We start from the raw sequence: 19,667 nt of genomic DNA on the forward strand, positions 1-19,667 counted from the left end.
CTCATAGGGGGCGAGGGCGGAGAGATCGGGGGGTTCGGCGATGCCGGCGGCTTCCACGGAGAGAGCTTCGACGACGACGGGGCGGTCGAGGGTGAAGGAGTACGTGGCGCGATGACGTTCTTCGAAGGCCTGCCGCATGGTGGCGGGCCCCGCGAGCTCGACGGTGAGGGCCGTGTCGGTGCCGTCGTAGCGGAGCTGGGCGCGGCGTGTGACACGGATGCGGTCCTCGGTGACGTCCTCGGCGAGGAGTTCGGCGCGGGCGGCGGCCTCCAGGTCGTCGGCGGTCCGCAGGACGCCCGGCATCGAGGCGGGCTCCAGGGGGGCCTCGACGGACTGTTCGCGCATGGCCGTGGTGTGGGCGAGGCCGATGCCGAGCGCCGAGAGCACACCGGCCATGGGCGGGACGAGGACCGTCCGGATGCCGAGCGAGTCGGCGACCATGCAGGCGTGCTGGCCGCCCGCACCACCGAAGGTGGTGAGGGCGTAGCGGGTGACGTCGTGGCCCTTCTGGACCGAGATCCGCTTCACGGCATTGGCGATGTTGGCGACGGCGATGTGCAGGTAGCCCTCGGCCACCTGCTCGGGCGTGCGGTCGTCGCCGGTCCGGTCGCGGATCTCACGCGCGAGGACGGCGAACCGGTCGCGGACGAGCGCGTCGTCGAGGGGCTGGTCTCCGTCGGTGCCGAACACGCGCGGGAAGTGGCCGGGCTGGATGCGGCCGAGCATGACGTTGGCGTCGGTGACGGTGAGCGGGCCGCCGCCCCGGTAGCAGGCGGGCCCCGGGTCCGCGCCCGCCGAGTCCGGCCCTACGCGGTAGCGGGAGCCGTCGAAGTGGAGGATGGAGCCACCGCCCGCCGCGACGGTGTGGATGTCCACCATGGGCGCGCGCAGCCGGACCCCGGCGATCTGCGTGGTGAAGACGCGTTCGTACTCGCCCGCGAAGTGCGAGACGTCCGTGGACGTGCCGCCCATGTCGAAGCCGATGACGCGGTCGAAGCCGGCGAGTTGCGACATGCGGGCCATACCGACGATGCCGCCCGCAGGCCCGGAGAGGATGGCGTCCTTGCCGCGGAACTGTCCGGCCTCGGCGAGCCCGCCGTTGGACTGCATGAACATCAGCCGCACGCCCCGGAGTTCGTCGGCGACGTGCTGGACGTAGCGGCGCAGTACGGGCGACAGGTAGGCGTCGACGACGGCCGTGTCCCCGCGTGGGACGAGCTTCATCAGCGGGCTGACCTCACTGGAGAGCGAGATCTGCGGGAAGCCCGTGCGCCTGGCCAGCTCACCGACGGCCTGTTCGTGGGCGGGGTGGAGGTGGCTGTGCATGCAGACCACGGCGACAGCGCGGATCCCGCCGTCGTACGCCTCCCTGAGGGGCCCCGCGAGCGCGTCCAGGTCGGGGGCGTGGAGCACGGTGCCGTCGGCGGCGATGCGTTCGTCGACCTCGATGACGCGTTCGTACAGCAGCTCGGGGAGCTCGATGCGGCGGGCGAAGATACGGGGGCGGTTCTGGTAGGCGATGCGCAGGGCGTCGCGGAAGCCGCGGGTGATGACGAGGAGGGTGCGCTCGCCCTTGCGCTCCAGGAGGGCGTTGGTGGCGACCGTGGTGCCCATGCGGACGGCGTCGACGGGGTCCCGGGAGCCGTCGAGAAGTTCACGGACACCGGCGACGGCCGCGTCGGCGTACCGCGCGGGATTGTCGGAGAGGAGCTTGTGTGTGAGCAGGCGGCCGTCCGGGCGACGCGCGACGATGTCGGTGAAGGTGCCGCCTCGGTCGACCCAGAACTGCCAGCCCGTCACTTCTCCACTCCGATTCCGCGCTGCTCAGAGCGCCCGGAGGCCGTTGATCACGTCGCGCAGAATACTCTCGTCGACCAGCTCCGCAGGAGGTACGGGGCGTGTCACGTGGACCAGTTCCTCGTCCACGAGGTCGCCCACGAGGACGCGTACCACTCCGACAGGCAGATCAAGTTCCGCGGCGAGTTCGGCCACCGACTGTGGGGTGTCACGGCAGAGTTCGACGATGTGCACATGCTCAGGGGCCAGCGAGTGGTCCGCCTCCTGGTCGTCCGCCCGGCTTTCCGCCACGACCACCGCGATGAGGTCGAGGCGGTGCTGGACCGCATGGCTGGTGCGGCCCCGCGTCATGGCGTACGGACGGACCACGGGTCCGGCCTCGTCGTCGAACCAGTGGCTTCTTCCCTGACCGTCTCCGTTCATGACATCCCACTACCCGCCCTAGGACACATCGGTGCGCGGAGCGGCACCCAGATGTACGCCGACACGCTTCACGAGGAGCGTCATCTCGTACGCGATCTGCCCGATGTCCGCGTCGGCGTCCGCGAGGACGGCGAGGCAGCTGCCGTCGCCGGCGGCCGTGACGAACAGGAAGGCGTCGTCGAGCTCGACGACGGTCTGCCGGACGTTGCCCGCCTCGAAATGGCGTCCGACGCCCTTGGCCAGGCTGTGGAAACCCGAGGACACGGCCGCCAGGTGCTCGCTGTCCTCGCGGGTCAGATCCTTGGAGACGCCGGTGGGCAGCCCGTCGCTGGAGAGCACGAGTGCCTTGCGGATGCTGCCGACGCGCTCCACCAGATCGTCGAGGAGCCAGTTCAGCTCCTTCGACTGCGAGCCGGCGGCGATGGGCCCTGGGCCCTGCGGTGCGGTCATCGACCGTCCCCCTTAGTCGTTCCTGGTGCTGCGCCGTCCCGGGCGTCGTCGCCCGCGGCGTTCTCCTCGCGGCCGCGCTTCCAGCCCCGCTGGAGCGAGGCCATACGGCTGCGAACCTCGTCGGCGTCGCGTTGGGCGACGTCTGCCCGGTCCGGGCCGGCCTTGTCGGCGGCGCGCTGTGCGGGGCCGTCCTTCAGCTGCGGGGCCAGGTTGGCCTGTCGGACGCGTCGGGGAAGCGGCATGCTTCCTGATTCTGCCTCGCCGCGCGTGGTGTCCGAGCCCGGGGTGCCCCCGGCAGCAGGGCCCGGCGGGGTCGTACGACGGCGCTGGGGCAGCACGGGCGGCTCGTCGGCCGCGCGGGGGAGGGAATCCCTGCTGTCTGCGGCCCGGAGGGCCGACAGCCCCGGCCGGTCACCCCGTCGGGCCGACAGCGGCTTCGGCTCCTCCGGGCCGGCCTGCGCCGGCTCGCGGCTCTCCGGGACCTCCTCGTCGTCGCGTCGGGACCTCTCCGCCACGGGGCGGCCGTGGGAGCTGACGAGCTTGGGCACACGGCGCCGCGGCAGCGGTGCGGGGTCGCCCGGCTGGTCGGTGTCCGCGGCACCGGGGCGGGCGGGCTCTCCCCGGCCCTCGCGTTGCTGCGGCTGCTCACTGGGGACACCGGCGATGGAGCGGCGGGGCCGGAACAGACCGCCGCGTTCGCCGTCCTCGTCGTCGAGGGCGCCCGGGAAGGCTCCGAACGCGGCGTCCAGGCCGACCGGCGCGCCGATGTCGACCGAGGCCTCCAGCTCGATGGGGCCGTCCAGCAGGACGGCCGGGAGGCCGGGGAGCCGCACGGGTACGTCGGCCAGGGCCGCCTGGCGCTCCGCCTCGAGCTCGGCCTCCCTGGAGGGATGCGCCCGGTCGAGACGGAAGCCGATGCCGTTGGTGTCCGGAACGTCGTCCGTGAGCAGGGCGTCGGGGATGAAGACGACGGCGGTGGTGCCGCCGTACGGCGAGGGCTGCAGCGAGACGCGGACATTCTGCCGCTGGGCCAGCCGGCTGACCACGAACAGGCCGAGCCGGTCGGTGTCGGACAGTTCGAACTCGGGGGTCTCGGCGAGCCGCAGGTTCGCTTCGAGGAGGGCCTCGGCCGCCATGCCCAGACCCCGGTCGTGGATCTCCAGAGTGAAGCCGTTGGCGACGCGCTCACCCAGGACCTGTACGGCGGTGTGCGGGGGCGAGAACACCGTGGCGTTCTCCAGGAGTTCGGCCACGAGGTGGGTGAGGTCGGCGACCGCCGGGCCGGTGACGGCGACGCGGGGCAGCCGGCGGACCTCGATGCGCTCGTAGTCCTCCACCTCGGCGACGGAGGCGCGCACGATGTCCATGAGCTGGATGGGTTTGCGCCACTGTCGGGACGGTGCGGCGCCGGAGAGGATGACCAGACCCTCGGCGTGGCGGCGCATACGCGTCGTGAGGTGGTCGAGGCGGAACAGGTCGGCGAGTTCCTCGGTGTCCTCGGTGCGGCGCTCCATCGTGTCGAGGAGGGTGAGCTGCTTGTGGAGCAGGACCTGGCTGCGGCGGGCGAGGTTGACGAACACCTCGGAGATTCCGTCGCGGAGTTCGGACTGCTTGACGGCGGCCTCGACCGCGGCGCGCTGGAGGGTGTTGACGGCCTGGCCGACCTCACCCATCTCGGTCTTGGCGTACTCCAGGCGTGGGGCCTCGGTCTCCACGTCGATCTTCTCGCCCGCGGACAACCTCCGCATCACGCTGGGCAGACGGACACCGGCGGCCTCGCTTGCGTCCTGGCGCAGCCGCCGCAGATCGCGCACCAGGGACCGGCCGATGCGCACCGACATGAAGAGCGAGAACAGCAGGGCGAGGAGGCCGAGGACACCGGCGATGACGGCCTTGAGGACGACGTTGACGACGAGGGGCCGGACCCGCTCCTGGAACCGGTCGCTCGCCTGGACGTTGAGGGCGGCGAGTTCGTCGAGGACATCTCCGGCCGCGCTGTCCCAGGTCTTCGCGGTGACCCCGCCCGGTTTGCCGGGCTCGGCGTTGATGACGGACTGCTCGATCACCCGCAGGGGGCCGGTACCCGCGTTGTTCCAGTACCCCTCGAAGCGGTCGCGTTCCGTGGCGGGCAGCAGCGGCAGGTTGGCCTCGTACATCAGCGTGCGCTGGGCGATCAGGTCGGAGACGTCCCGGATCTCGTCACGCGTGATGCTGCCCGAGACGAGCCCGGAGCCGAGGAGGGCGTCCTCGCGGGAGAGCAGTTCACGGGCGCGGGCCACGTTGACGAGGGCGCGGCCCTCCTTGTCCATCTCCACGTTGTCCAGGACCTGGAGGTTGGCCAGGAGGACGTAACAGGGGTCCACGAGGCGGTTGTAGAGGTCGAGGGCCTGGGAGACGTTGACGGTGCCCTGCTCGACGCTGCTGCGCAGGGAGGTGAGGCCGTCGAGGGCGTCCAGGATCGCGGTGAGGCGTGTGGACGTGGCCTCGCCCATCTCGTCCTGTACGTCGCCGTCCTCCGACTTCTCCCGGATGGTGGCGACGGCCTTGTCGGTGGCGTTACGGCTGCGCTTCAGTGCGGTCAGCGCCTCGGAGGCGCGAGGGTCGGCGAGGTAGACGAGAGTCTGGCGGCGTTCCTCCTGGAGGACCCGGACGGTGTCCTCAGTGGGGTAGCCGACCTCCTCGACGACGTAGGAGACCGTGAAGAGCTCATTGACATCACGGACCGTGAGGTACGTGGCGAAGGCCCAGATGCCTGCCAGGGACAGCAGGGGCACGAGAAGCAGCGCCACGATCTTCCGGCGGATGGACTTCCCGCGAAAGCGCATGGCCTCCCCCAGCTCGGCCCCCTCCGCACCGGGGGCACACACGTACGTCAACAAACTTGCGTGAGCCTACTACTGGGACACAGGTAACTCGAAGGGCAGTCCGGGCGCGCACCGCGCGTGCGGGGAACGAGACATGGGGAGTTGTCCGTTCATTACGGGAGATTGCCTCCCGCTGTCGGCACTGGGGGCGATCACATCCCGTCGGAGAACTTTGCCGGTTGGCCGGAATCCATCGTTCGCCGGGAATCTTCTTCGAGTGTCGGTCGTCTTTCTGTACAGGATTTGGGGGCAGCATCGACCGTCGGCGCGCATGCCGCGCTCAGGCGGCGTAAATCGACGTAAGCCGGGCAGTCGGAGGGGTGCCGGGGCCTGGTGCGCCCGGAGAGGGAGCTGTCTGCCGGCGGTGGGGAGGACAGAGTTGATGGGCACGGCGGAGCGGCGCGTGGCGCCCGGAGACGGCGTGACGGCGCCCGAGAGGGAGCAGGGCCGGGAGATCGGCTCGGATCCGGGCGTCCCGTCGGGTGCCGCGCTCCGGCAGAGCGACCCGGTGGGCGGGCAGGGCGAACGGAGCGGCGCCGAGGGCCGGCCGTACTACCGGCCTTTATGGATCGAGGAGCCCGCGCGGAAGCGGCGGTTGCCGGATCCGGTGCGGACGGCAGCCGTGCGCGCGGTGCTCATCACCGCGGTCACCCTGATCCAGGCGATGGTGGCGTTCCTGTGCACAATGGCCGGTTCCTGGCTGGCGTTCCCCATGGTCCTCAGCAGTGTCACCAGCACCGTCGTGGCGACCTGGGGTGTGCTGGACGTGTGGGTGACACGACAGGTGTGGAACCAGCGGAACGGGGTGGTGTCGGTCCCCAGCAGCACGGCTCGTGCCCTGCGCCGGGAGCGCCGCAGGGCGCGCCGGCAGGAGCGGTCCGCGGCACGGAGTCAGGAGCGAATACGTCGGCGGCAGGCCCGAGCCGGGCAGTTGTCGCACTCGTAGAGCTCACCGGACCGGCGAGACCCTGCCGCCTGTGACCCGTGCCGCCGGTTACCCGTCACGGCACGGCCGGCTCCGCCTCGCTTGCCGTTCGCATCAGTGCGCGTCTCGCCCGCATGAAGGGGCGGGGGCGGTCGACGGAGAGTACGGCTGTCGCCCGGCCGTCGCGTTCGTACACGGCGAGGAAGCCCCCTTCGGCGAGTGCGCCCTCGGTGACGCGGACGGTGTCGCCGTCGTTGCGTCGGCCGGCGAACTGGATGCGGGCTCCGTACTGGTCGGACCAGAAGTAGGGGACCGAGCGGACGGGTTCCACCGTGCGTCCGGCAAGCAGGTTCCGCACGGCGACGCGCGGTTGCTCGGTGGCGGATGTCCAGTGTTCGACACGCCTGCCGCCGACACGGGCGACGTCGCCGACGGCGACCACCTGTGGCAGCCCCGTCGCACAGCCGTCGTCGCAGAGAACGCCGTCGTGCAGGCCGAGCGTGGAGCCCGCCAGCCAGCCGGTGTTGGGGGTGGCACCGATACCGACGATCACGGTGTCGGCGGGGAGGAGGCGGCCGTCGGAGAGTTCGACACCAGTGACACCACCGACACCGGTGACGCGCGTGGCACCCGTGACACCACCGGCGCCGGCGCCGGCGTGCAGTCGGGCCACCCCGGTGCCGGTCACCAGGGCGGCTCCCCCGCGGCGGTGCAACGTGGCGCACACCGCGGCCATCTCCGGGCCCAGTTGGGGCACGAGCGGCAGAGGGGCCGCTTCGACGACGGTGACGTCATGGCCGAGGGCCGTGCACGAGGAGGCGGTCTCCGCTCCGATGAAGCCGCCGCCGATGACGACCACACGGCGCGGGCCGTCGGAGAGTTCGTCACGCAGGGCGCGGGCGTCGTCAAGGGTGCGCAGGGTGTGCACGCCCGTGAGTGCGTCGCCCGGGAGGCGGCGCGCCGACGCTCCGGTGGCGATGACGACGCCGTCCGTGGAGACCGTGCGGCCGTCGCCGAGGAGTACGGTGCGGCCTCTGGCGTCGAGCCCTCGGGCCCGGACGCCCAGCAGCCACTCGGCGTCGAGTTCGGCGACCTCCTCGGAGTCGGTCAGGGCGAGTTGTTCCTCGTCGGCCTTCCCGGTGAGGAAGTCCTTGGACAGGGGCGGCCGGTCGTAGGGGTGGTGTGGTTCCTCCCCGACGATCACCAGCCGCCCGTCGAATCCCTGAGCGCGCAGTTCGCGGGCCGCGTACACCCCGGAGAGCGAGGCTCCGACGACGGTCACCGTCCTCATGAGGCGTGCCCTTCCGGCCGTACGCGCCATGTGTGAGCGGCGCCCCTCACGGTGGTGTCGCTCACGCCGCCGTCCCCTCCTCGATGGTGAGGTGCACATGGACGACGCCGTCCTCCACGCTCACCCGGTGCGTACGGACGGGGCGGCGGGCGGGAAGGCAGGTGGGCTTCCCCGTGCGGAGGTCGAATGACGCGGCGTGGAGCGGGCATTCGACCAGACAGCCCTCCAGCCAGCCCTCCGAGAGGGAGGCGTCCTGGTGGGTGCAGGTGTCGTCGACGGCGTAGAGCTCACCGTCGGCGTTGAACACGGCGATGGGCGGTGTGGTGTCGATACGGACGGACTCGCCCATGGGGAGGTCTTCAAGACGGCAGACGGTTATCACGTGGCCCCCCTCCAGGTCCGGGACGCGCGGTCCGGGACCTTGTTGGTCCATGCAGTCAGAGAGTGCGGACCGTCGTTGGTCCAGAGGTGCAGCGGTGTTCCGCAGGGTCAGGACGGAGCGAATCTGCGGATCTGCTGTGGTTCCGGCTGTGCGGGACCTTGGCGGTCCGGGACTCTTCGGTAAAATGATGTTTCATATAGCGCACGAAGGAGCGCTATGCGCAACAGAATCCGGGCGGGACAACCATCGCGTCAAGAGTTTCCCGCAGATGCGGCCCAAAGAGGGCCGTCAGGTGGTGAGAGTTGACCCATGACCCCCACGCAGAAGCGACCTGAGCGAAGCGAGGAGCACGCCGAGAATCCGGAGAGGCAGCAGAACGGCAGGGGCTCGGGCAGCGCCGTCCAGTCGGTGGACCGCGCCGTGAGCGTGCTGGAGATCCTCGCCCGGCACGGCGAGGCGGGCGTCACCGAGATCGCCGACGAGCTGGACGTGCACAAGTCCACCGCGTTCCGGCTGCTCGGCGTGCTGGAGAACCGCGGCCTGGTGGCCCAGGAGAAGGACCGCGGCAAGTACTACCTGGGCGCCGGCGTACTGCGCCTCGCGGGGGCGGCGGCAGTGCGCCTGGACATCTCCCAGGAAGGCGTTCCCGTCTGCCGCGAAGTCGCCGACGAACTGGGCGAGACCGCCAACATCGCGGTGCTCGACGACGACGCGGCGGTCAACATCATGCAGGTCCGCGGCACCGCGTCCGTCACGGCGCAGAACTGGCCGGGCAGGCGCACTCCCCTGCACGCCACGTCCAGCGGAAAGGTCCTGCTCGCGCACATGCCGCCCACGTTGCGCGAGGGCTTCCTCGCCCGCACGCTGCCGCGCTTCACGGAGCGCACGATCACGGGCACATCCATGCTCCGCGCCGAGCTGGAAGCCGTGGTCGAGCAGGGCTACGGCGTCACCGTCGAGGAGCTGGAGCTCGGTCTGGCCGCGGTGGCGGCGCCCGTGCGGTCCCACGACGGCAAGGTGATCGGCGCGATCAGCGTCTCGGGACCGGTCTACCGCCTCACCCCGGACCGGCTGCCGGAGATGGCCAAACGCACCGTGACGGCCGGGGCCGAACTGTCCCGGCGCATGGGGTACGGCTTCTGAAGGCGCGCCAGGACTTCTGAAGACGCATCCAGCCCTTCGGGCGCCGCACGGTTCCTGAGGGCGTATCCGCTCCCGAGGGCGCATCCGACAGGGACCGCACAACACGACTACGACGTCCGACGGAGGCCACGGCGGACGTCGAACGCAGCGCGGGACCAGGAATCTCCTGGTCCCGCGCTGCCGTGTGTCCGACAGGTTTCGCCCGGCCCACTCCTTTTGCCAAGGGTTAACCCCACCCCCTTGACGGCTCCATGACGCCGTTCTCAATATGTCTCTCATCGCGCAACCCATCGTGTACTGCGCAACAGCAGAGGAGCCTGTCGTGCCCCACGAGGTCCGTGCCGTAGTCGCTGTAAAAAGGGGCGCACCCGTTGAGGTGCGGACGATCGTCGTCCCCGATCCCGGTCCAGGAGAGGTGCTCGTCACCGTCCAGGCCTGCGGGGTCTGCCACACCGACCTCCACTACCGGGAGGGCGCGATCACCGACGACTTCCCGTTCCTGCTGGGGCACGAGGCGGCCGGCACGATCGAAGCGGTCGGCGAGGGCGTCACCGACCTCGAACCCGGTGACTACGTGATCCTGGCCTGGCGCGCCCCCTGTGGCAGCTGTCGCTCCTGTCGCCGCGGCCGCCCCTGGTACTGCTTCGACTCCCGCAACGCCACCCAGCCGATGACGCTCCTCGACGGCACCCCGCTCACCAACGCGCTCGGCATCGGCGCCTTCGCCAAGAAGACCTTGGTCGCGGCCGGTCAGGCGGTGAAGATCAACGCGGCGGCCCGTCCGGAGGCCGCGGGTCTCATCGGCTGCGGAGTGATGGCCGGATACGGCGCCGCCGTCAACACGGGCCAGGTGGGGCGAGGCGACTCGGTCGCCGTCATCGGCTGCGGCGGCGTCGGCAACGCGGCCATCGCGGGAGCCTGCCTGAACGGCGCCATGAAGGTCATCGCCGTCGACATCGACGACAAGAAGCTCGACCAGGCGGAGAAGTTCGGTGCCACGCACACCGTCAACTCCCGTGGTACGGACCCGGTCGAGGCAGTCCGCGCGCTCACCGACGGCTTCGGCGTCGACATCGCGATCGACGCGGTGGGCCGCCCCGAGACGTTCAAGCAGGCGTTCTCCATGCGTGACCACGCGGGCCTGCTCGTCCAGGTCGGCGTCCCCTCGCCCGACATGAAGGTCGAACTGCCGCTGATCGACGTGTTCTCACGCGGCGGCGCCATCAAGTCGTCCTGGTACGGGGACTGCCTGCCGAGCCGCGACTTCCCGTTCCTGATCGACCAGTACCTGTACGGGCTGCTGGACCTCAACGCGTTCGTCAGCGAGACGATCACCCTCGACGAGGTCGAGGAGGCGTTCACGAAGATGCACCGGGGCGAGGTGCTGCGGTCGGTGGTGGTCCTGTGACGGCGCGGGGCTCGGTCCTCGTCGGCACTCTTTTCCACGGCGGCCCGGGCGCCACCGGCCGCTCGTACTCGGACCGTCCCACCACCGAGGCCTCCCTCCGCAAGCGGCTCCTCACACTGCCCGGTGACACCGTCGTCCACACCGGGCACGGCCAGGACACGACGATCGCCGCCGAGCGGCCCCACGTTCCCGCCGCCTGAGCGATTCCCCCAGCGCCTTCACTCCCCACCCCGGCAAGGAGGGGCATGTCCAGCACGCCCGAAAACGGCTCCGCTCCCCAGAACAGCTCCGCTCCCGGAAACGGCTCCGCTCCCGAAGCCCGCCCGCCCGGCCCCAAGGTCGTCATCGTCGGTGCCGGCATCGTCGGCTGCTCCCTGGCCGACGAGCTGACCGCCCGCGGGTGGACCGACGTCACCGTGCTCGAACAGGGGCCCATGCCCGCCCCGGGCGGCTCCACCTCGCACGCGCCAGGCCTCGTCTTCCAGACCAGCCCGTCCAAAACGCTCGCCGCGTTCGCCAAGTACACCGTCGAGAAGTTCGGCTCGCTCGAAGTGGACGGAGTCTCCTGCTTCAACCAGGTCGGCGGCCTGGAACTGGCGACCACCCCCGAGCGCCTGGCCGAGCTGCACCGCCGGGCCGGCTACGCCGCCTCCTGGGGCATCCGCGGCGAGGTCGTGAGCGCGGCCCGCTGCAAGGAGCTCTGGCCGCTCATCGACGAGTCGCTCGTCCTGGGCGGCTTCCACACCCCCGACGACGGTCTGGCCCGCGCGCTCCTCGCGGCCCGCGCGCAGGAGGAACGGGCGACAGGCCGCGGCGCCCGCTTCCTGGACCGCCACACGGTCACCGGCATCGAGCAGCAGAACGGCAAGGTCACAGCGGTCGTCACCGACCGGGGCACGTTCCCCGCCGACCACGTCGTCTCTGCGGCCGGCTTCTGGGGCCCGGTCATCGGCCGTATGGCCGGAGTCGACGTACCCCTCCAGCCGCTCGCGCACCAGTACGCGAAGACCCAGCCGCTCCCCGAGTTGGCCGGGACCACGGCCGAAGCCTCGAATCCGATCCTCCGCTTCCAGGACCGCGACCTGTACTTCCGTGAGCACCACGACCGTATCGGCATCGGCTCCTACGCCCACCAACCCCTCCCCGTCGACCCGTTCGCGGTCCTCGCCTATGACGAGGCCAGGACCCAGAGCATGGACATGCCCTCCTCGTTCCCCTTCACCGAGGACGACTGGGCTCCCAGCTGGGACGACTGCCGCCGGCTGATGCCGGCCCTGCGCGGGGCCGGGGTCGAGGAGGGCTTCAACGGTGTCTTCTCCTTCACCCCGGACGGCATGCCGGTCCTCGGCGAGTCCCGGACGCTGAGGGGCTTCTGGCTGGCCGAGGCCGTGTGGGTCACCCACTCCGCCGGGGTCGCCAGGGCCGTGGCCGAATGGATGGTCGACGGCCGCCCCTCCATCGACCTGCACGAATGCGACCTCACCCGCTTCGAGGACGCCCAGCGCTCACCGTCGTACGTCCGCGAGCGCGGCTGCCGGCAGTTCGTCGAGGTGTACGACGTCCTGCACCCCCTCCAGCCGATGGAGGACCCGCGCCCGCTGCGCGTCAGCCCCTTTCACGCCCGGCAGCAGGAGCTCGGCGCCTTCTTCCTGGAGAGCGGCGGCTGGGAGCGCCCGCACTGGTACGAGGCGAACGCCCCGCTCGTGGACGCAGCTGAAGGGCTCCCCGAACGGGACGCCTGGTCGGCCCGCTACTGGTCACCGATCGCGGCGGCCGAGGCGAAGGCCACACGCGAGAAGGTCGCGCTGTACGACATGACGCCGCTGCGCCGCCTGGAGGTCACCGGCCCGGGTGCCCTCGCCTTCCTCGACCGCATGACCAGCAACAACCTCCGCAAGAAGCCCGGCGCCGTCACCTACACCCTGCTCCTGGACGAGACGGGTGGCGTGCGCTCCGACCTGACCGTGGCCCGGCTGGCCCCGAACCGCTTCCAGGTGGGCGCCAACTCCCCCGCCGACCTCGACTGGCTACTCCGGCACGCCCCCGAGGACGTGTACCTGAAGGACATCACCTCCGGCACCTGCTGCATCGGCGTCTGGGGACCGCTCGCCCGGGAACTCGTGCAGCCGCTGACCCGCGACGACTTCTCCCATGAGGGCTTCGGCTACTTCCGCGCGAAGGAGGCATACATCGGGCATGTCCCGGTCACCGCGATGCGCCTGAGCTACGTCGGCGAGCTCGGCTGGGAGCTGTACACCAGCGCCGACCTGGGCCTGCGCCTGTGGGACACGCTCTGGGAGGCTGGCCGGGAGCACGGCGTGGTCGCGGCGGGACGTTCGGCCTTCAACTCCCTGCGGCTGGAGAAGGGTTACCGCGCCTGGGGCGTCGACATGACCGACGAGCACCACCCGTTCGAGGCGGGCCTCGGTTTCGCCGTCCGCATGGACAAGGACGGCTTCGTGGGGCAGGAGGCGCTGCGGGACCTGCCCGACGCGACCCGCAGGCTCACCCCGCTCCTCCTCGACGACCCCGCCTCCGTCGTCCTCGGCAAGGAGCCCGTCCACGTGGACGGCGCCCCCGTCGGACATGTCACCAGCGCGTCGTACGGCTACACGCTGGGCCGCTGCATCGCGTACGCCTGGCTGCCCCCGCTCGCCACCGGGACGGCCGTGCACATCGAGTACTTCGGTGAGAAGGTCCCCGCGACCGTCGCCGAAGAGCCCCTCTTCGACCCGAAGATGACCCGGATCCGCCGGTAGGAGGCCCCTGATGTCCCCCAGTTACGACGTGATCGTGGTCGGTCTCGGCGGCATGGGCAGTGCCGCCGCCCACCATCTGTCGGCGCGCGGTGCCCGCGTGCTCGGCCTGGAGAAGTTCGGCCCGGTGCACAACCGCGGCTCCAGCCACGGCGGTTCACGGGTCACCCGGCAGTCCTACTTCGAGGACCCTGCGTACGTCCCGCTGCTGCTGCGCGCGTACGAGCTGTACGAGGAGGTCGAGCGTGCGACCGGCCGGGACATCGCCGTCCTGTGCGGTGGCGTGATGGTCGGGCGCCCGGACTCCCGTACCGTCTCCGGCTCCGTGCGCTCCGCGCAGCAGTGGGACCTGCCGCACGAGATGCTGGACGCGGCCGAGATCCGCCGCCGCTTCCCGACGCTCACGCCCCAGGACGACGAGGTCGCGCTCTACGAGAAGAAAGCCGGCCTGGTCCGCCCCGAGAACATGGTCGCAGCCCACCTCCAGCTCGCCACCCGGCAGGGCGCCGACCTGCACTTCGAGGAGCCCATGGTCCGCTGGGAACCGTACCGGGACGGTGTGCGCGTCCACACCGCCGAGGACACGTACACGGCCGGCCAGTTGGTGATCTGCCCGGGAGCGTGGGCGCCGCGGCTGCTCACCGATCTCGGGGTGCCGTTCACGATCGAGCGGCAGGTCATGTACTGGTTCCAGCCACGGGGCGGTGTCGGCCCGTTCGTGCCCGAGAACCACCCCGTCTACATCTGGGAGGACGCGGAGGGAGTCCAGGTCTACGGCTTCCCGTCCATCGACGGGCCCGACCTCGGCGCCAAGGTCGCCTTCTTCCGCAAGGGGCAGGTCACCACTCCCGAGACCATCGACCGGACGGTCCACGACCACGAGGTCCGGGCCATGGCGGACCATATGTCGCGCTGCATCCCGGACCTGCCCGGCGCCTTCCTCAAGGCCGCCACCTGCATGTACTCCAACACCCCCGACGAGCACTTCGTCATCTCCAGCCACCCGGCGCACCCGGAGTCGGTGACCGTGGCGTGCGGGTTCTCCGGGCACGGCTTCAAGTTCGTGCCCGTGGTCGGGGAGATCGTCGCCGATCTCGCCCTGACCGGCGCCACCGCCCACCCGATCGGCCTGTTCGACCCCACCCGCCTCGCCGCCGCGCCCGCCTGAGGAGTACGCACGTGACGACGACCCCCGCCCCCGAGAGCCCTCTCGTCCCCGGGACCCCGGTCGCAGCCCAGAGCCCGGTCACCACCGAGAGCCCGGTCACCACCGCGATTCCGGCCGTCCCGCACCAGCTCCCGGCGAGCCTGATCGCGACGCTGCCGGGTCACTACTACACCGACCCGGAGATCTTCCGGCAGGAGCAGGAACGTCTCTTCGAGTCGATGTGGTTCTGTGCGATCCGCTCCGCGGACCTCGCCGGGCCGGGAGCCTTCCGGACCGTGCAGGTCGGCCGGGAGAACGTCCTGATCACCCGCTCCCGCACGGGCGAACTGCGCGCCTTCCTGAACATCTGCCGCCACCGCGGGGCCCGGCTGTGCGTGGAGGAGGCCGGCGAGGTCCGGCGCACCCTCCAGTGCCCGTACCACGCCTGGACGTACGACCTCGACGGCAAGCTGGTGGCCGCCCCGAACCTGGTCAGGATGCCGGACGTGGACCGGGTCGAGTACGGCCTGGTCAAGGTCACGCTGCGGGAGTGGCTCGGCTACGCCTGGGTGTGCCTGGCCGACGAGCCGCCCTCCTTCGAGGAGACGGTGACGGGCGCGGCCGTGGAGCGGCTCGGCGACGCGGCGGCCATCGAGCACTACGGCACCGAGAACCTCGCCCTCGGCAAGCGCATCGTCTACGACGTGAAGGCGAACTGGAAGCTGATCGTCGAGAACTTCATGGAGTGCTACCACTGCGCGACGATCCACCCCGAACTCACCGATGTCCTCCCGGAGTTCGCCGAAGGGTACGCGGCCCAGTACTACGTGGGCCACGGCGCCGAGTTCGGCGAGGACATCCAGGGCTTCACGGTCGACGGCAGCGAGGGCTTCGCGAAGCTGCCCGCCGTCGCCGAGGATCAGGACCGCCGCTACTACGCGATCACGGTGAAGCCGGCGGTCTTCATCAACCTCGTCCCGGACCACGTCATCCTGCACCGCATGTTCCCGATGGCCGAGGACCGCACGGTCGTCGAGTGCGACTGGCTGTACGCGCCGGAGGTCGTCGAGTCCGGTGCGGATGTGACGAAATCGGTGGAACTGTTCCACCGGGTCAACGCCCAGGACTTCGCGGCGTGCGAACGGACGCAGCCCGCCATGGCGTCCCGTGCGTACCGGAAGGGCGGTGTGCTGGTGCCCAGCGAGCACCACATCGGGATCTTCCACGAGTGGCTGATCCGGAGGCTGGGAGGCGGCGGTGCCGGACCTGTTCATTGACGGCAGCCGGGTGGGCGCTCTCGATGGGCGCACCCGGGAGATCCGCTGTCCCGCCGGCGGGTCGCTTGTCGCTGTCGTCGACGAGGTCGTACGCCGGACCAGGGAGATCCGGCTCGGCGGCCGTTCGACGAGCGGGCACAGACCGGGCCGCTGATCTCAGCGGAGCACCGCGCGAAGGTCGAGGCGTACGTCGCCAGGGGCCTGGAGGAGGGCGCGGTCCTGCGGTGCGGGGGCGCGCGTCCGGAGGGGAGGCGGTGCGGCTGGCCAACGCCACCGTCTACGGTCTCGCGGGCGCCGTCTGGACCACCGACGAGGCGAAGGCACAGCGGGTGGTGGCCCGGCTGCGGATCGGCGCGATCTGGATCAACGACTACCGCCCGTACGTCCCGCAGGCCGAGTGGGGTGGGTTCAAGCAGTCCGGCTTCGGTCGCGAACTGGGGCCGTCGGGGCTCGCCGAGTACCGCGAGGCGAAGCACATCTGGCGGAACACCGACCCCTCGCCGCAGGGTTGGTTCGCCCGATGTTCGCTCAACTCTTCGTAACAATCCGCCCATTGGCCTCGCGCACCACCAGGAGCCCCGCGTAGAACCCCTTCATTGATCACGGCGCCCGCACGAGCCGCTCCCCCTCCCTCCTCCAGGAGTCAGCTCATGACGACAACCGATCACCCAAGAGGCCCACGGGGCCAGGACGACGCCGAACTCGCCGAGTTCGGTTACCGGCCCGAACTGAAGCGCACCCTCGGCAACTTCCACACCTTCGCCGCCGGCATCAGCTACATCTCCATCCTGACCGGCACCTTCCAGCTCTTCTACTTCGGCTACGGCAGCGGTGGCCCCGCCTACTGGTGGTCCTGGCCGATGGTCTTCGCCGGCCAGTTCATGGTCGCGCTCTGCTTTGCCGAGCTGGCCGCCCGCTACCCGGTGGCGGGCTCCGTCTACAACTGGTCGAAGAAAATAGGCAACCCGCACCTGGGCTGGCTCGCGGGCTGGATGATGCTGATCGCCTCGATCGTGTCCATCTCGGCCGTGGCGCTCGCCTACCAGCTGACGCTGCCGCAGATCTCCGACGTGTTCCAGATCGTCGGGGACGGCACCGGCACGTACGACGTCGCGACGAACGCGGTGATCCTGGCCGCCGTGCTGATCCTGTTCACCACGCTGGTGAACGCCTTCGGCGTCAAGTTGATGGCCACCATCAACACGGCGGGCGTCTTCATCGAGCTCATCGCCACCATCGTCCTGATCGTGCTGTTCGCGGTGCACATCACGCGCGGTCCGCAGGTGGTCATGGAGACGAACGGCACCGGGGCGGGTTACGGCGCCGGATACCTGGGCGCGTTCCTCGTGGCCTCGCTCGCTTCCGCGTACGTCATGTACGGCTTCGACACCGCCGCCTCGCTCGGCGAGGAGTCCCTGGACCCGACCCGCAACGCACCGCGCGCGATCATCCGGGCCATCGTCGCCTCCTTCGTCCTCGGCGGGCTGATCCTGCTGCTGGCGCTGATGAGCGTCTCCAGCCTGAAGGGCGAGAAGCTGTCCACGGACGGCCTGCAGTACGTCGTGCTCGACGTGCTCGGTCCGACGGCCGGCAAGGCGATGCTGTGGTGCGTGCTGATCGCGGTCACGGTCTGCGCCCTGGCCGTCCACACGGCCGCTGTCCGGCTGGCGTTCGCCATGGCCCGCGACAACAACCTGCCCGCGTCCTCACGGCTGGCCAAGTGCCACCCGCGCTTCCAGACGCCGGTGCTGCCGACCGTGATCATCGGGCTCCTGGCGCTGGCGATCCTCGTGGTCAACATCCGCCAGCCGCAGATCTTCACGGTCGTCACCAGCATCGGCATCATCATGATCTACCTCGCCTACCTGGGCGTCACCGTGCCGATGCTGCTGGCCCGGCTGCGCGGGACGTGGCAGCCGGCGGGCGACGGCCGGTTCTCGCTGGGCCGCTGGGGTGTGCTCGTCAACGTCCTGGCAGTGGTGTGGGGGGCGGCCATGACGCTCAACCTGATCTGGCCCCGGGCCTCGGTCTACAACGCGACCGCCCCGTTCCACTGGTACCTGCGATGGGGTGCGGTCCTGTTCGTCGCGATCATCGCGGGCGGCGGCTTCGCCTACTACTGGTTCGTGCAGCGGCACAGGACGGGCGTGCTGGCGGAGCACCGGCTTCAGGGCGACGTGGCCCCCGCCGTCCCGCCCGCCGCCTCGCCGGCGCCCGAGTGATGGCAGGGCTACTCAAGGAGGTCGACTCCCCATGCAGGCAGACGAATTCGACTACGTCGTGGTCGGCGGCGGCACCGCGGGCAACGTGGTCGCGGCCCGGCTCTCCGAGGACCCGTCCGTCACCGTGTGCGTCCTGGAGGCGGGGCCCAGCGACGTCGGCGACGACGCCATCCTCAGACTGGACCGCTGGATGGGCCTGCTGGAGTCCGGCTACGACTGGGACTACCCGGTCGAGCCACAGGCCAGCGGCAACAGCTTCATGCGGCACGCCCGCGCCAAGGTGCTCGGCGGCTGCTCCTCCCACAACTCCTGCATCGCCTTCTGGGCACCCGCCGAGGACCTGGACGACTGGGCGGCGGCGGGCTGTACGGGCTGGAGCGCCGCCGACCTCTTCCCGCTCTACCGGCGGCTGGAGAACAACGACGCGCCCGGCGAACACCACGGCCGTACGGGCCCGGTGAAGCTGCGCACCCTGAAGGGCGACGATCCGTGCGGCACCGCCCTGCTGAAGGCATGCGCCCAGGCCGGCATCCCGACCACGGCGCTCAACACCGGACGGACCGTGATTCGGGGCGCCAACTGGTTCCAGATCAACTCCGACGAGAACAACATCCGCCAGTCCTCCTCGGTGGCGTACCTCCACCCGGTCATGGACAAGCGGCCCAACCTGGACGTACGGACCGGGGTGCGCGCCAAGAAGCTGGTGCTTCAGGGCCGCCGGTGCGTGGGCGCCGAGTACCTGGACCCGGACCTGATCCACACCCGGACGGTACGGGCGCGGCGCGAGGTCATCGTCTCCTGCGGCGCGATCGACACCCCGAAGCTACTGATGCTGTCGGGCGTCGGTCCCGCCGAGCACCTGCGCGAGGTGGGTGTCGAGGTCGTCGTGGACTCCGCGGGCGTCGGCGAGAACCTCCAGGACCACCCCGAGGGGGTGATCATGTGGGAAGCCCGCCGGCCGATGACCACCACCTCCAGCCAGTGGTGGGAGGCGGGCATCTTCTACGACACCGAACCGGGCCTCGACCGGCCCGACCTGATGTTCCACTACGGCTCGGTGCCGTTCGACATGAACACCGCACGGCACGGCTACCCGACCTCGGAGAACGCGTTCTGCCTCACGCCGAACGTCACGCGCGCGCAGTCGAGGGGGACGGTGCGGTTGCGTACCCGCGACTACCGGGACAAGCCGAGGGTCGACCCGCGGTACTTCACTCACGAGCACGATGCGCGGGTGCTGACATACGGGCTTCGTCTGGCGCGTCGCATCGCCGGGCAGCCCGCGCTGAGCGGCTGGGCGGGCGCCGAACTGGCTCCCGGGCCGGACGTGCGGACCGACCAGGAGCTGCTCGACTACATCCACAAGACCCACAACACCGTCTACCACCCGTCCTGCACCGTGAAGATGGGTGCGGACGACGACGCCTCGGCCCCGCTCGATGCGCGGCTGCGGGTCAAGGGGGTCGAGGGTCTGCGGGTCGCGGACGGGTCGGTGATGCCGGATCTCGTCACGGTCAATCCGTGCATCACGACGATGATGATCGGCGAGAAGTGCGCGGATCTGCTGAAAGCCGACGCCTGA

The 19,667-nt window shown here is 70.5% G+C and carries 14 protein-coding genes and 2 pseudogenes; 10 read left to right on the forward strand and 6 right to left on the reverse strand.

The window, feature by feature from the left end:
- The 4 genes from FPZ41_RS16405 to FPZ41_RS16420 form a co-directional block, all read right to left on the reverse strand.
- Window positions 1-1,800 (reverse strand): hydantoinase/oxoprolinase family protein (locus tag FPZ41_RS16405; protein ID WP_322620314.1); only part of this gene is annotated, 1,800 nt, incomplete at its 3' end.
- 24 nt (window positions 1,801-1,824) lie between these two features.
- Window positions 1,825-2,220 carry a DUF742 domain-containing protein gene (locus tag FPZ41_RS16410; RefSeq protein ID WP_131564033.1) on the reverse strand — a complete coding sequence of 132 codons (396 nt, stop codon included), beginning with the start codon at window positions 2,218-2,220 and terminating at the stop codon, window positions 1,825-1,827.
- An 18-nt stretch (window positions 2,221-2,238) separates the two neighbouring features.
- Window positions 2,239-2,670 (reverse strand): roadblock/LC7 domain-containing protein, encoded by a 432-nt coding sequence (locus tag FPZ41_RS16415; protein ID WP_152863336.1) that lies wholly within the window; start codon window positions 2,668-2,670, stop codon window positions 2,239-2,241.
- A complete protein-coding gene (locus FPZ41_RS16420) occupies window positions 2,667-5,495 on the reverse strand; it encodes a sensor histidine kinase (RefSeq protein ID WP_152863338.1) in 2,829 nt (942 codons plus the stop codon). Before FPZ41_RS16420 ends, FPZ41_RS16415 begins: the two co-directional genes overlap by 4 nt.
- Window positions 5,496-5,916: 421 nt before the next feature.
- Between FPZ41_RS16420 and FPZ41_RS16430 the strand changes: the two genes are divergently transcribed.
- Window positions 5,917-6,480, forward strand: coding sequence for a hypothetical protein (locus FPZ41_RS16430; RefSeq protein WP_152863342.1), 564 nt, complete (start codon window positions 5,917-5,919; stop codon window positions 6,478-6,480).
- Between the two features lie 55 nt (window positions 6,481-6,535).
- On the opposite strand, the gene FPZ41_RS16435 is transcribed toward FPZ41_RS16430, so the two are convergent.
- Both FPZ41_RS16435 and FPZ41_RS16440 read right to left on the reverse strand, forming a co-directional pair.
- Window positions 6,536-7,750 carry an NAD(P)/FAD-dependent oxidoreductase gene (locus tag FPZ41_RS16435; RefSeq protein ID WP_152863344.1) on the reverse strand — a complete coding sequence of 405 codons (1,215 nt, stop codon included), beginning with the start codon at window positions 7,748-7,750 and terminating at the stop codon, window positions 6,536-6,538.
- Window positions 7,751-7,811: 61 nt separating this feature from the next.
- A complete protein-coding gene (locus FPZ41_RS16440; RefSeq protein WP_322620321.1) occupies window positions 7,812-8,132 on the reverse strand; it encodes a bifunctional 3-phenylpropionate/cinnamic acid dioxygenase ferredoxin subunit in 321 nt (106 codons plus the stop codon).
- A 309-nt stretch (window positions 8,133-8,441) separates the two neighbouring features.
- Here FPZ41_RS16440 and FPZ41_RS16445 point away from each other — a divergent pair, with 309 nt between their 5' ends.
- From FPZ41_RS16445 to FPZ41_RS16485, 9 genes and pseudogenes are all read left to right on the forward strand, one after another.
- Complete coding sequence (locus FPZ41_RS16445; RefSeq protein ID WP_152863348.1) at window positions 8,442-9,275, forward strand: IclR family transcriptional regulator; 834 nt, start codon at window positions 8,442-8,444, stop codon at window positions 9,273-9,275.
- A 322-nt stretch (window positions 9,276-9,597) separates the two neighbouring features.
- Window positions 9,598-10,683, forward strand: coding sequence for an S-(hydroxymethyl)mycothiol dehydrogenase (locus FPZ41_RS16450; RefSeq protein WP_322620315.1), 1,086 nt, complete (start codon window positions 9,598-9,600; stop codon window positions 10,681-10,683).
- Window positions 10,684-10,697: 14 nt separating this feature from the next.
- Window positions 10,698-10,883, forward strand: a pseudogene (locus tag FPZ41_RS16455) (MBL fold metallo-hydrolase); the annotation flags it as partial.
- 45 nt (window positions 10,884-10,928) lie between these two features.
- A complete protein-coding gene (locus tag FPZ41_RS16460) occupies window positions 10,929-13,442 on the forward strand; it encodes a GcvT family protein (protein ID WP_152863352.1) in 2,514 nt (837 codons plus the stop codon).
- A 10-nt stretch (window positions 13,443-13,452) separates the two neighbouring features.
- The gene (gene solA / locus FPZ41_RS16465; protein WP_152863354.1) at window positions 13,453-14,607 is read left to right on the forward strand and encodes an N-methyl-L-tryptophan oxidase; all 1,155 of its coding nucleotides are present in this window, start codon (window positions 13,453-13,455) and stop codon (window positions 14,605-14,607) included.
- Between the two features lie 107 nt (window positions 14,608-14,714).
- The gene (locus FPZ41_RS16470; protein WP_322620322.1) at window positions 14,715-15,863 is read left to right on the forward strand and encodes an aromatic ring-hydroxylating oxygenase subunit alpha; all 1,149 of its coding nucleotides are present in this window, start codon (window positions 14,715-14,717) and stop codon (window positions 15,861-15,863) included.
- Between the two features lie 46 nt (window positions 15,864-15,909).
- A pseudogene (locus tag FPZ41_RS16475) lies at window positions 15,910-16,405 on the forward strand (aldehyde dehydrogenase family protein); the annotation flags it as partial.
- Window positions 16,406-16,513: 108 nt separating this feature from the next.
- Window positions 16,514-18,085 carry an APC family permease gene (locus FPZ41_RS16480; RefSeq protein WP_152863356.1) on the forward strand — a complete coding sequence of 524 codons (1,572 nt, stop codon included), beginning with the start codon at window positions 16,514-16,516 and terminating at the stop codon, window positions 18,083-18,085.
- Window positions 18,086-18,116: 31 nt separating this feature from the next.
- A complete protein-coding gene (locus tag FPZ41_RS16485) occupies window positions 18,117-19,667 on the forward strand; it encodes a GMC family oxidoreductase (protein WP_152863358.1) in 1,551 nt (516 codons plus the stop codon).

It is taken from the genome of Streptomyces acidicola (assembly GCF_009377235.1).
Classification (GTDB): domain Bacteria; phylum Actinomycetota; class Actinomycetes; order Streptomycetales; family Streptomycetaceae; genus Streptomyces; species Streptomyces acidicola.